Source organism: Paenibacillus rubinfantis, assembly GCF_001486505.1.
In the GTDB taxonomy this organism is placed as follows: domain Bacteria; phylum Bacillota; class Bacilli; order Paenibacillales; family Paenibacillaceae; genus Fontibacillus; species Fontibacillus rubinfantis.
Map to the genome: position 1 here is coordinate 230,388 of NZ_LN909062.1, position 12,628 is coordinate 243,015.

Consider the following 12,628-nt stretch of genomic DNA (forward strand, 5'->3'; position numbering starts at 1 on the left):
TTCTGATATAATGACATCAAATTATTCTGATAGAAGGGCGACGGCTACATGGCAGAACATATTGGCGAGCGTATTCAGAAAATTCGGCAAGACCGAGGGTATTCCTTGTCCGAGCTGGCGGAGAAGGCGGATGTGGCTAAATCCTACCTCAGCAATGTGGAACGCAATATTCAATCGAATCCCTCCATTTCCTTCATCGAGAAAATAGCCGACGCTCTTAACGTCTCGATCAACCTGTTATTGTATGGCGACCGCCCCGCACCGGAATTGCTTGATCCGGAATGGTCGGAGCTGGTGCAGGAAGCTATGACTTCGGGCGTCAGTAAGAAGGAGTTTAAGGACTTCCTCGAATATCAGAAATGGAAGCGAGGACAACAGGAATAACGGCACACGCATGAAAAAAGCGCGAGACGTCAGGGAATCCCCACGACGCTCGCGCTTTTTAAACATTTTCCTAAAACATTTTGTACCCGCCCAACCGCAGTTTGCGGATCGTCCATCCGCTCAGGATCGCCCCGCACAGCCCGGCGAACGCCGTTAAATAATCCACCAGCCGGAACGACGCGAGATAGGCGCCAAAGCTCTGATCATGATCCCACAGCGTATACACCACAATCGGCAAAATCACGATAATAAAGATGTATGCCGGGAACCAGGTTGTTTTCATTAACATATTCAAAATAAAACCGATGCCGAACATCATTACGAAGAATAACACCATCAGCACCAGTACGATGAGCCAACCCATCGCGCTCCCCCACCTTTCTATATGTAGTTCAAAAAGGCATCTTTCGATCACGAAGCAGGCCTTCACTATAACATAAGTCACACCAAATCAAGCTAGTAGTTAGTTTACTAGATATTATGTAACGAAGCAATGAACTTTGCATGAAAATGTGGTGAATCGATTTGCCCCGCTTGGACTCCTTGCGATACAATAAGAAGCGGATTGACTATTCGTGAACCAGAATCTATCTAGGAGTGATTATACATGAACGAAGCTACCTTAACCTTAGAAGGTTGGTATGCGCTTCACGATTTCCGCACCATCGATTGGACCGCTTGGAAAGAGGCGGATGACGAGGAACGCGCAGGAGCTTTAGAAGAGCTACATACGTTCCTGAAGGAATGGAACCTCATGGAGGAAGCCAAGACGGGCAGCTCCGCCGTGTATTCGATCGTCGGGCAGAAGGCTGATATTGTGTTTATGCACCTGCGCGAAAGCTTGGAAGAGCTGAACGCCCTGGAAACCGCCTTCAACAAAACAACGTTTGCCGAATATACGATCAAATCGTACTCTTACGTCAGCGTCGTCGAGCTGAGCAATTATCTCGCATCCGGCGGCGGCGATCCAAAGGCGAACCCGGAGGTGATGGCGCGCCTGCAGCCGATCCTGCCGAAATCGAACCATATTTGCTTCTATCCGATGAACAAAAAACGCGACCTCAGCGATAACTGGTACATGCTGTCGATGGACGAGCGCCGCGAGATGATGCGCAGCCACGGCTTGATCGGCCGCAGCTATGCCGGGAAGGTGAAGCAGATCATCACCGGGTCCGTTGGCCTCGATGATTGGGAGTGGGGCGTCACCTTGTTCTCCGACGATGCTTTGCAATTCAAGAAGCTGGTTTACGAAATGCGGTTTGACGAGGTCAGCGCCCGGTACGGCGAGTTTGGTGCCTTCTATGTCGGCAACCTGCTGAATGCCGAACGGCTGGACGATATGTTGAAGATGTAATTCATAATAATCGGGTAGGAGGCTACCCATTAATTGAGTAGCCGACCTCCCACACCACCGTACGTACCGTTCGGTATACGGCGGTTCCTAAGTTTACGCAGTTACTTGTCGATAATAATCCGAGAAGAAGAGAAATCCTAAGCCCTTGAGGGTGTTATTTCCGAGGGACTTCGAGAGGACGGGGCTATTGGAGATTCTCCAGTAGCCCTTTCTCGTGTTTGCGTATTCCCATGCTTTTTGTCCTTGGATTCCGAGCGATTGCAGTTTCTCGAATTTCGTCCTCACTCGTTTCCACTGCTTCCAGAAGATCATGCGAATCCGCCTTCTCATCCATTCATCCGTGGATTGGAGCATACTTTTCATATCCGCTATTTTGTAGTAGTTGATCCACCCCATGATGTAGCGTCTAAGCTTTTCGGCTCGTTCTTCATTTCCCATCCCGTTGCTTCTGGACGTGAGCTCCTTTACTTTGGCTTTCATCTTGGCAGCGGATTTCGGATGAATGCGGACTCGTGTCTCTCCTTTCCTTTTGTAGAAGGAGAACCCAAGAAATTTAACCTTCCACGCCTCGTCCACCACTGTCTTTTCCCGGTTCACTTTGAGAAACAACTTCTTTTCAATGAAGGGAAGAATGTTCTCCAGTGTCCGTTCCGCGCTCCTTTTGCTTTTGTTGAAGATCAGGAGATCGTCCGCATAGCGCACGAAGCGGTGCCCGCGGCTTTCCAGTTCCTTGTCCAGTTCGTTCAGCATAATGTTGCTGAGAATTGGACTCAGATTGCCCCCTTGCGGTACGCCGATTTCCGTATCCTCGAAGCGGTGCTTCACGACAACGCCGGCTTTCAGGTACTTGTGGATGAGCGAGATGACCCGCCCGTCTTTAATGGTTCGGGATAAGACTTCCACCAATTTGCTTTGGTTAACGGTGTCAAAGAATTTCTCCAAGTCCATATCGACCACGTATTTGTACCCTTCTTCGATGTTTGATTGGCTTCTCTGAATAGCGTTATGTGCGCTTCTCTTGGGTCGGAATCCGAAACTGTTCTCCGAAAACTGTTTTTCGTAGATCGGGGTAAGCACTTGAGCGATCGCCTGTTGGATAACTCGGTCAACAACCGTAGGAATTCCCAGGTTTCTCTTCTTTCCGTTCTCTTTCGGGATTTCTACCCTTCGAACAGGATTCGGACGGTAGGTTCCGTCCAGAATGGATTCCTTGATGGTTTCTCCGTTCTCTCGGAGATATTGTAGAAGTTCATCTACTCCCATCCCGTCGATTCCGTGAGATCCTTTGTTAGTTTTGACCCGCTTGAACGCTTCGTTCATGTTGTCTCTGCTAACGATTTTCTCAAGCAACTCGTCCTTCGACTCGGTTGCGTCGGTGCTGTCGGTTTCAGGTATCCGCTCAGGACTGTGCGCTCCCGCATATTCTCCATGTTCCGCATGTACGTTTTGCGTCGAGCCTTCTCTTCGAAGTTGGCTGCACTTGACTCCTGTTTCGGTACCATTCATTAACCCACACCTCCTTAGGTTCAGCCCTTCCCTCAAGTTGTCGACTAACCGAGGTACTATGGCGTCTGCTGACTTCTCATGATAAATCTTGTTTCAACCATGATTTGAAATTCATCTCCTCACGTCCATGAGACCTCCCACGGTAAGACGCGTAACTTTCATCCCGTATACCCGCCGCATTTACATCCGCGTGTCCGTGCAGTTTATTGGATTTCGTCTTGTTTAGCAGACTCATCCCACTTTGGATGCCTGATGCGATTCGTGTTCCTCAGGCCGGGACTTTGCCTCCAGCTTCCTTCAGATTCCACCTCACGATGGACACCCTTGCTCTTGGCTAATGGTTGGCAACTGCCAGCCCCCATAGCGGACTTTCACCGCCTAGCTACGCGCCATGCGTGGCGCACTAAAAGAAGGGTGTGCCAGCTCCTCCGAGCGGCACACCCTTTTTATTCATCCTCTTCCGCCTCCAACGACTTCAGAAACTCCGCCGTTGCCCGATCACGGTCGCGGCTCTTCTCCTTTAACCGTTCGATCGCCGGCAGGATCAGCAGGTCCACTTCCTTCTGCACCGTATAAGCTAAATCGTAACGCTGCTGCGATTCCAAGTAAGATCCCACTTCCATCAAAGCGTTGTATCGATCCAGCTCGTCCCGCGTCAGCAGCCCTCGCACCTGTACGCTGCAATGACGCATCTTAGAAGAATCTTCCTTTTTTCAACACAAGCGGAATTCCGCCGATAATGAACAGATAACGCATATCCACCAGCTTCTTCAATTGGGCGGCTACCCAACCTTTATATTTCTTGCCGAAGGCGCTGGCGACGGCTTCCCCTTTGCCCAGCGAAGCCACCGTTCCTTTATTGCTGAATACGAACTTCTTGAGCTCCTTGCCGCGGATCGATGCCACCACGTTCTGCGCGCAGGTCACCCCTTGCTGCATGGCGATTTGTGCCGTTGGCGGATACGGACGGCCTTCCGGATTAAACATCAGCGAATTGTCGCCGATGATAAACACGTTGTCATGTCCAGGTGCCCGCAGATAATCGTCGATTTTCACCCGCCCGCGTGCGGTCTCGAAGCCGGCTGCTTCGATCAATCGATTGCCGCGGATACCGCCGGTCCATACGACTGTTTGCGACTTAATTTCTTCACCGGTGGCCAAAATAACACCATCCGGCGTGCATTCTTTAATCGCTACGCCGATTTTGAACTGTACGCCTTTCTTCTTGAGCACGTCCATCGCGTATTCGACCAGCTCCGGATCAAAGCCCGGCAGAGCCGTTGGTGCGGCTTCGACGTTGTACACGTTCACGAAGTTCGGATCCACGTCGTATTCCTTGCACAGCTGCGGGATGCGATCCGCCAGCTCGGCCACGAATTCGATGCCGCTAAAGCCCGCGCCGCCCACCACAAAGTTCAGGCGGTCGGTCCGGCTTTCGTCCATTTTGTACATCGCAAATTGATATTCGATATGCTGACGGATCAGGCGGACGGAGTTGATGCTGCGAATCGTCATCGCGTATTCCGTCAACCCCGGAATGCCAAAGGATTCCGGCTCGCCGCCCAGCGCGATAATCAGATAATCATAAGAAAGGGTTCCGTCCTGCAACACGACCTTCTTGTCGGCCAGACGAATCTCTTGTACATTCGATTTCACAAGGTCGATCTTGAACTCGTCAATCAGTTTGGAAATCGCTACCCGGGTATGTTCGATGGAGTCCGTCCCGGCAGCCGGCATATGCAGATGGGTCGTGAAATAATGATAGTCGTGCCGATTCACCAGGGTGACGTCCGCTTCATTGTAATTCAGTTCTTTCTGCAGCCGCTGCGCGGTAAGAATGCCGCCATAACCCGCACCTAGAATTACAATTTTGGGTATGGTACTCATGTATTTGTTCTCCTTCCAATTTTGCACACTCTATATTTGAATTAAACCAAAAAACGCAATGTGAAAATTAACACATAAAAACCCAATCCTACTTACCAGTACTAACCGATTCATGAAATTAGAGACATTTGTCACAATTAGTTTAACCCTTATTTATAGGATGAGCAAAAGCCTTCTGTCGTATAATCATAAATGTACTTTTTTCGTCACAAATATGAGTGCATACATTTGAATGATATCGACTTTTGCCTAAAAGATCAAGTCTTATTTTACCTGTAACTGTAGGACTTTCAACGGATTATTTTCCATATTTTCGACAGTTTTGATCTTGCCTTTGCAAGCGGGTGTGTGACGATTATAATAAAGTAGAATTGACATTATAGTTTAGAAAGAAAAGAAACCATCTGGAGGTGTTTGGCCCGTGTCATCCCAAAACAACGCCGAATTCACCGATCTCCTGATTATCGGAGGCGGACCGGCGGGCATGTTTGCCGCATTTTACGGCGGAATGAGAAAAGCTTCCGTCAAACTGATTGAAAGTATGCCTCAGCTTGGGGGGCAAGTTGCTGCCCTCTATCCTGAGAAATATATTTACGACGTGGCCGGTTTTCCTAAAGTGACAGGCCAGGAGTTGATCAACAACCTGAATGAGCAGTTGAAGCTGTTCGAGCCGGACGTTCGTCTGGAAGAGCGGGTGCTGCAGATTGAGAAGAAAGAGGAGCGCCATTTTGTGGTAACAACCGATAAAGATGTGCACCATGCACGTGCTATTATCATTACCGCAGGGGTCGGCGCCTTTGAACCCCGTCGCTTGGATCTAGAGAACGCCGCCCGTTTCGAGAAAACAAACCTGCATTATTTCGTCAGCGACATGAACCGGTTCAGCGGGAGAAAAGTGCTGATCAGCGGCGGCGGCGATTCCGCCGTCGACTGGGCGCTGATGCTCGAGCCGATCGCCGAGCAAGTCACGCTGATTCACCGCCGCGACAAGTTCCGGGCGCATGAGCACAGCGTTGAGAAGCTGATGGCTTCCCGGGTGCAGGTCATCACGCCAACGGAGATCGCTGAACTGCATGGGGACGAGCGGATTGAGCGCGTTACCCTGGCCGACGTTAAAACGAAGGAAACGCAAGAAATCGCCGTGGACGACGTGATCGTCAATTTCGGTTTCGTTTCCTCGCTGGGACCGATCGCCGAATGGGGTCTCGACATTGAAGGCAACGCTATTGTCGTCGATTCCCGGATGGAAAGCTCGATTCCCGGCATTTTCGCCGCCGGTGACATTACGACATATCCCGGCAAATTGGACCTCATTGCGGTCGGATTTGGCGAAGCGCCAACAGCGGTCAACAACGCCAAGGTCTACATCGATCCGGAAGCGAAGCTGTCCCCGGGCCACAGCAGCAACATGAAGCTGTAGTTTAGTTCCCGGAGAGTCTTTACGGACTTACATGTTCTAACAAATAAAAGGGTATCTTAACCTTACGGAAGATTCTGCCGTAAAGGAGAGATACCCTTTGCCATTTATATGCCCGTTATGTAACGGTTTAGCTGCATTAACCGCCACCTGCCCCGATTGCGGATACACTCTGGAGAATGCGGGAAAAAAAGAAGACTACGCCGGGCCTTACAGCCCTTACGGGTCCGCTGATCAATATACCTCAGCCATCTCCGCGCGTATTCCTTCCGGCTGCGAACATGTCGTACAGTGTCCGCATTGTCATGAAGCTTATATATATCATGTCAACGCCTGGCAGGCGCCTTGATGGTTGGGGATAACTTCACGGTAAAACTAGGAGATAGCCAGGTTGTCCACAATTAGTGCAGAACGGACGCCGCGGCAAGCTCTAATTCGCGTTTGCGGATTTCTGCTAACAGCAGTGCGATAAACTCCCGATCTAATTGCAGTTCGGTCGCCTTCTGATAGGATTCCAGGAGCAACTCATCCGTTAACAGCGCCATTGATAACACATCCTTTCTAGTATTTTCCTCATCATAACAGGAAAAGTTTAGTAGAACAAGTGTTCCTCTTATCCACAATCCCTTGTGGAAATCCTGTGAATAACGTGTTAGTAATTATCGAAAAGCGTTGAAAAAACTAGTGGGATAATGTGGACAAAAGTTATTCACAGGACATTTGTTCCCATATTTCTCCAAAAATTTTTTTATTCTTCGACTTTTTGAGCTTATTGCGGCCGTGTGTTAACTTCGAAAATCCAAATCTTTCCGCTCCGATCTACGCCGTAATCAAAGCCCAACTGTCCGATCCCCGGGAACCGGGCCTCCAAAATTTGTACGCACGTATTGGTCAATGAGCGCATTTCCCGCCGTTTGCGGACGGAAGCTTTACGACTAAAAGAAAGGCTGAGCCCCTGACGTGCGCTGAGCATCGTACCACCTTTGCATAAATTGGTCACGAACAACCCCGGTCGGGCTAACCGGCCAACCATTGAGCGGTAGACCCAAGCTCCGTTCTCCTTTACAACCTTCACCCGGTAGTCGATGGGGCGTCCGCCGATTCGGGCCAGATGAATGCCTTGCTGAATCATGTACTTGCGTCCAACCTTCACACGATTTAATGCCCGGAACATCGCCTCAAAGCTTCGGAAGCTATGGGTCCGCGACATATAGGTATACGCATACACTCCGCCGGCATAAGACACCTTGATCACTCCATACCCCCCGCCGCCGCGGAGCGGCTTAATCACAACCATGCCAAACTGATGCAGCATGCTCCTTAACGAATTGGCACTGTACAATCGGGTTTGCGGTATGTGGGCGGCCACGTCCGCGTTGCTTAGAAGCGCCTCGGTCTTGAGCCATTTATTGGCCAATTGTCTCCCCGCCATGACACCATCCCCTTTCTCGCACTATACGTTATCCTACTCATTTCTAGATTGATATTCTTGGATGATTGTCCACGGCTTAAGCCCTTTCTCCGGCGCGTTCGTCCACAGGCGCTTTCTATGCAAAAAGAGGGATTTCGCGTATATTAAGGGGGGACGTTGGTCTATACCTAGCAGAGGAAGGAGAAATCACAAGCTTTGAATACGGGGAGTTCTTCGTTTGAGGCAGCTCTGTTTGAGGTGCTTTACTGGTTTGCCATGATCGCCATGTCGCTGGTGCTGGCTGGGATCACCGTTGCTTTGTTCCTCACGGGCTTAAAAATGGCCAAGACAACGCGCAAAGGTCTGGGAATCAGCTGTATGATCTTTTCGCTGGTCGCTGCCTCACTGGTCGTTCTGATGGTGAATCGGCAATTTTTCTAATAGCAGGTTGGGATTGACGCCCGGCTGGTGATGAAAGGCTCGGGACATCCCCTGCGGATGGGGTCCGAGCTTTTTTCCATAAAAATTGTGGAAACCAAATCACTTTTATACGTATTACTACATAGAAATTATCGTTGTTTGGGATAGAAGGAAGATACAGGAGGGTCTAATGGCATGGGAAGTACGCAACCCTGGGGAGACCGATTTAAGAGGTTTTTTCTAAATAACCGTTTCGTGGTGTTTTTGCTTGTCTTATTACTGGTTGGCTTAAATATTCTGGTGTTCGCTAAAATCCCGTTTGTCTTCAAACCGCTGACGGTGCTGCTCAAAACGGTGCTGCTGCCGATTCTGCTGACCGGAGCGATTTATTATCTGTTAAACCCACTGGTGGATTGGCTGGAAACGAAACGCATCCGCCGAGTGTATACCATCACCGGGTTGTACCTATTTATCGCAGGGATCCTCACGGTGCTGATTATGACCGTTATCCCGTTGGTTCAGGAGCAAATCACAAGCTTGATCGAAAACTTGCCAAGGTACACCGCGGAGGTGCAACGACAATTCGAAAGCATGATTGGCAGCAACTTCTTCCACCAAGTTCAGGAGTCCACCGGCTTTAACCTCGACGATGTCTCGAGTTCGTTGTCGGAGCAAGGTAGCGCGTTGCTGAACAACGCCTGGTCCGGCATCGGCGGCTTCCTCGGAGCCGTCAAGAACGTCGTGCTGGCGATCGTCACCGTGCCGTTCATCTTATTTTATCTGCTGAAAGACGGCCAGAAGCTGCCGAAGTTCATCCTGCGTTACGTTCCAGTTCGCTTCCGCGAACAGACGCACCACGTGATGACCGAGATGAACGGCCAGATCAGCTCTTATATCCGCGGTCAGATCATCGTCAGCTTCTGTATCGGGGCGCTGATGTACGTCGGCTTCCTGATCATCGGCCTGGATTATTCCCTGACCCTTGCGATCATCGCCTCGTTTACGAGCATCGTACCGTACCTCGGACCGGCCATCGCGATCACGCCAGCGATTATCGTGGCCATCGTCACCTCGCCGATCATGCTGCTCAAGCTGATCGTCGTCTGGACGGTTGTCCAGCTGATCGAAGGCAAGTTCATCTCGCCGCAAATCATGGGCAAGACGCTGCGGGTTCATCCGATCACGATTATCTTCGTGATCCTGACCGCCGGCAATCTGTTTGGGGTGTTGGGCGTCATCCTGGCCGTACCGGGTTACGCCGTGTTGAAGGTCATCTTCACCCACCTGTTCCAATGGTTTGAACAGCGTTCGCATTTGTATGAGGAACCAGAGCCAGACGCTCCTGCCCCGGGGCAGGTTACCCTTTCCGAGATCGCGGACGACTCCCAGCAGCCATAACCAAAAAAGGACTCTTCCGGATGGAGGAGTCCTTTTTTTCTCTTATCAATCACAAGGCTGTGGCTGGCCCTCTTCATCCTTGAAGCGGAACGATTGGCCGCAGCCGCAGGTGGCGATGGCGTTCGGGTTGTGGATGGTGAACCCGCCGCTCATACCGGATTCCTTAAAGTCGATCTCCAGGCCGTTCAGATAGCGGAGGCTCTCCTTATCCACGACCACCTTCAGTCCGTTGATATCCATGTATACGTCCTCTTCGCTCTCCTGATCATCCAGGCCCATGCCATAGGAGAAGCCGCTGCAGCCTCCGGGATTCACCCCGACCCGCAGGAACATATTTGGTGTTTCTTCTTGAGCTAACATATCTTTAATCCGCGCCATAGCGCTGTCGCTTATCGTAATCATCGTGTACTCACTCCTTTACGAAAATTATACTCCTTCTCCCCCAATCCCTCAACAATTGTGATATTTCTTGTTGCCAAATCCTTTTCTTCTCCCTAGGCTTATTGCCCGCGTGGGATGTGAGGTTTATAATAGGTAGGTAATTCATACAGTTAGGATACGAGGCATTTCATGCATTTGGAAACGGAGGGAACGTCATGTTCACTGTAGTCACCCCAAACACCGATAAGAGAATGGCCGAAATTGTGGACAAAGTCCGGCAAGGCGAACGTCTCACCCTCGAAGACGGTGTCTATTTATATGAAAGCGATGATATATTGACCATTGGACAATTAGCCAATGAAGTCAATTTGCGCAAGAACGGTAAAAAGGTATATTTCATCGAAAATATGAGCCTCTATTTCACGAACGTCTGCGAATCTCACTGCGCGTTTTGCAGCTTCCGCAAGGATCAGGGAGAAGAAGGGGCTTATACACTTTCCGGGGAGGAAATGGTCGCTTACGTGAACCAGCATATCACCCCGGGTGTTCGCGAGTTTCATATTGTGGGCGGGCATAACAATCATGTCCCGTTCCAGTATTATGTCGATTCGCTCAAAGCGCTGAAGGAGAACTTCCCGCAGGTCACGATTAAGGCCTACACGGCGGCGGAGATTGAATTCTTCACCCGGATCAGCGGCCTGAGCACCAAGGAAGTGCTGCTTCAATTGCAGGCAGCCGGCCTCGAATCGTTAACCGGCGGCGGCGCGGAAATTTTGTCCGACCAATATCGGGAAAAGATGAAGGTCGAGAAAGCCAACGTCGACCAGTATCTGGACGTCCATCGGACTGCGCACCTGCTTGGAATGAAGACGCCAACCACCATGCTGTACGGCTCGATCGAATCCTATGAGGATCGCATCCGCCATATGATGCAGATCCGCGAGCTGCAAGACGAAACCGGCGGGTTCCAGGTATTTATCCCGTTGTCCATGCAGCCGCGCAACAAGAACGCCAGCATTATGCGCCGTAACTCGGCCTACGAGGACCTCAAGACGATCGCGATCAGCCGCTTGATGCTGGATAACATCCAACACATTAAAGCTTACTTTATCAATATCGGCGTGCAACTGACGCAAGTAGCCATGGCCTTCGGGGCCTCGGACGTGCACGGCACGATCTTGAAGGAGCAAATCAGCCACGCGGCCGGCGCCCAAACCCCGGAAGGATTGACGCTCAAAGAACTGATCTGGCTCGTAAAAGGGGCTGGACGCATTCCGGTTGAACGGGACACGTTCTATAACGAAATTCGGGTATACGAATAGTTTTATCCAGCAGCAGCCAGCGGCTATTTCACGGTAAAAGGGGAATCGTCACGTATGAGGCAATTCGTTGTGCTTGGGGGAGGATATGGGGGAACCGCCGTCATTCACGAGCTGTTCAAATCGCCTATTCCTTCGGATGTGCAAGTCGTTTTGGTCGACCGGGTGCCCTACCAGAGCCTGAAGACCGAATATTACGCCTTGGCGGCCGGGACGGCCAGCGATTATGAATTGCGCGTCCCTTTTACCGCTTACCCCGGTCTGGTCCTGAAATACGGCGAGGTCGCTTCCATCGATATGGAGCAGCAGCTGATCCATTTCGTGGAGGAGGAGCCGCTGGAATACGACCAACTGGTGATCGCTTTAGGTTGTACCGATAACTATCACCATGTCCCTGGCGCTGCCGAGTTTTCGTGCAGTGTCCAATCGTTTGCTTCGACCCGCGAGACCTACATGCGGCTGAACAGTACTAAGCCCTATGGAAAAATCAACATTGTTGGCGGTGGACTCAGCGGCGTCGAATTGGCCGCCGAGTTGCGGGAGAGCCGCCCTGATTTAAACATCGCGATCATCGATCGGGGGACCCGGCTTCTCTCCGCTTTTCCGGCAAAGGTATCCGATTACGTCGCCAAATGGTTCCACGAGAACGAGGTCGAGACGTTGTCGACCATTTCGATCCAGGCCGTGGAAGACGGCGTGATCCATCATGAGCGAGGGGACATCAACTCCGATGTCACCGTTTGGACGGCCGGGATCCAGCCGGCAGCGATCGTGCAGGCGCTAGACGTAGCCAAGGACCGACAAGGCCGCGTCCTGCTGAACGAGTATTATCAGATCCCCGAGCACCCCGAGGTGTTCGTCTGCGGCGATTGCGCGAGCCTGCCATTCTCGCCAAGCGCCCAGGCCGCCGAAGCCCAAGGCGCCCAGATCGGCCAAATCACCGGCGCGTTATGGCGGGGCGAGACGCCGCGGCTCTCGCAGATCAAGCTCAAGGGGACGCTGGGTTCGTTAGGCAAGAAAGCTGGGTTCGGCCTGATGGGGCGAACGCAAGTCACGGGCCGCGTCCCCCGTCTACTGAAAAGCGGCGTACTCTGGATGTCCAAGCATCATATTGGGTAAACTAAGACAGGGAGCACAACCAAGGCCTCATC

At 51.3% G+C, this 12,628-nt stretch carries 14 protein-coding genes; 7 read left to right on the plus strand and 7 right to left on the minus strand.

The window, feature by feature from the left end; translation table 11 throughout:
* Positions 1-48: 48 nt before the first annotated feature.
* A complete protein-coding gene (locus BN3277_RS04435; RefSeq protein ID WP_059041083.1) occupies positions 49-384 on the plus strand; it encodes a helix-turn-helix domain-containing protein in 336 nt (111 codons plus the stop codon).
* A 70-nt stretch (positions 385-454) separates the two neighbouring features.
* Here the strand turns inward: BN3277_RS04435 and BN3277_RS04440 are convergent, their stop codons facing one another.
* A complete protein-coding gene (locus BN3277_RS04440; RefSeq protein WP_059041084.1) occupies positions 455-748 on the minus strand; it encodes a YuiB family protein in 294 nt (97 codons plus the stop codon).
* A gap of 243 nt (positions 749-991) precedes the next feature.
* Here BN3277_RS04440 and hemQ point away from each other — a divergent pair, with 243 nt between their 5' ends.
* Positions 992-1,738, plus strand: coding sequence for a hydrogen peroxide-dependent heme synthase (hemQ, locus tag BN3277_RS04445; protein WP_059041085.1), 747 nt, complete (start codon positions 992-994; stop codon positions 1,736-1,738).
* 93 nt (positions 1,739-1,831) lie between these two features.
* On the opposite strand, the gene ltrA is transcribed toward hemQ, so the two are convergent.
* The 3 genes from ltrA to BN3277_RS04460 form a co-directional block, all read right to left on the minus strand.
* Complete coding sequence (gene ltrA / locus BN3277_RS04450) at positions 1,832-3,244, minus strand: group II intron reverse transcriptase/maturase (RefSeq protein ID WP_059041086.1); 1,413 nt, start codon at positions 3,242-3,244, stop codon at positions 1,832-1,834.
* A gap of 446 nt (positions 3,245-3,690) precedes the next feature.
* Positions 3,691-3,936, minus strand: coding sequence for a hypothetical protein (locus BN3277_RS04455; protein ID WP_059041087.1), 246 nt, complete (start codon positions 3,934-3,936; stop codon positions 3,691-3,693).
* Position 3,937: 1 nt separating this feature from the next.
* A complete protein-coding gene (locus tag BN3277_RS04460; RefSeq protein WP_059041088.1) occupies positions 3,938-5,131 on the minus strand; it encodes an NAD(P)/FAD-dependent oxidoreductase in 1,194 nt (397 codons plus the stop codon).
* 421 nt (positions 5,132-5,552) lie between these two features.
* On the opposite strand from BN3277_RS04460, the gene BN3277_RS04465 reads away from it, so the two are divergent.
* Positions 5,553-6,551: an NAD(P)/FAD-dependent oxidoreductase gene (locus BN3277_RS04465; RefSeq protein WP_059041089.1), complete on the plus strand. Its 999-nt coding sequence runs from the start codon at positions 5,553-5,555 to the stop codon at positions 6,549-6,551.
* 398 nt (positions 6,552-6,949) lie between these two features.
* Here the strand turns inward: BN3277_RS04465 and sda are convergent, their stop codons facing one another.
* Positions 6,950-7,093 carry a sporulation histidine kinase inhibitor Sda gene (gene sda, locus BN3277_RS04470; RefSeq protein WP_082691310.1) on the minus strand — a complete coding sequence of 48 codons (144 nt, stop codon included), beginning with the start codon at positions 7,091-7,093 and terminating at the stop codon, positions 6,950-6,952.
* A gap of 224 nt (positions 7,094-7,317) precedes the next feature.
* Complete coding sequence (locus BN3277_RS04475) at positions 7,318-7,980, minus strand: YheC/YheD family protein (RefSeq protein WP_059041090.1); 663 nt, start codon at positions 7,978-7,980, stop codon at positions 7,318-7,320.
* A 195-nt stretch (positions 7,981-8,175) separates the two neighbouring features.
* Between BN3277_RS04475 and BN3277_RS04480 the strand changes: the two genes are divergently transcribed.
* Together BN3277_RS04480 and BN3277_RS04485 are read left to right on the plus strand one after the other, a co-directional pair.
* A complete protein-coding gene (locus BN3277_RS04480; RefSeq protein ID WP_059041091.1) occupies positions 8,176-8,400 on the plus strand; it encodes a hypothetical protein in 225 nt (74 codons plus the stop codon).
* 174 nt (positions 8,401-8,574) lie between these two features.
* On the plus strand, positions 8,575-9,777 hold the full coding sequence (locus BN3277_RS04485) for an AI-2E family transporter (protein ID WP_059041092.1): 1,203 nt from the start codon (positions 8,575-8,577) through the stop codon (positions 9,775-9,777).
* Positions 9,778-9,822: 45 nt separating this feature from the next.
* Here the strand turns inward: BN3277_RS04485 and BN3277_RS04490 are convergent, their stop codons facing one another.
* Positions 9,823-10,179, minus strand: a complete 357-nt coding sequence (locus tag BN3277_RS04490) for a HesB/IscA family protein (RefSeq protein ID WP_059041093.1) — start codon at positions 10,177-10,179, stop codon at positions 9,823-9,825.
* A 194-nt stretch (positions 10,180-10,373) separates the two neighbouring features.
* On the opposite strand from BN3277_RS04490, the gene mqnE reads away from it, so the two are divergent.
* Both mqnE and BN3277_RS04500 read left to right on the plus strand, forming a co-directional pair.
* Positions 10,374-11,480 (plus strand): aminofutalosine synthase MqnE, encoded by a 1,107-nt coding sequence (mqnE, locus tag BN3277_RS04495; RefSeq protein ID WP_059041094.1) that lies wholly within the window; start codon positions 10,374-10,376, stop codon positions 11,478-11,480.
* Positions 11,481-11,534: 54 nt separating this feature from the next.
* On the plus strand, positions 11,535-12,596 hold the full coding sequence (locus BN3277_RS04500; RefSeq protein ID WP_059041095.1) for an NAD(P)/FAD-dependent oxidoreductase: 1,062 nt from the start codon (positions 11,535-11,537) through the stop codon (positions 12,594-12,596).
* Positions 12,597-12,628: the final 32 nt, after the last annotated feature.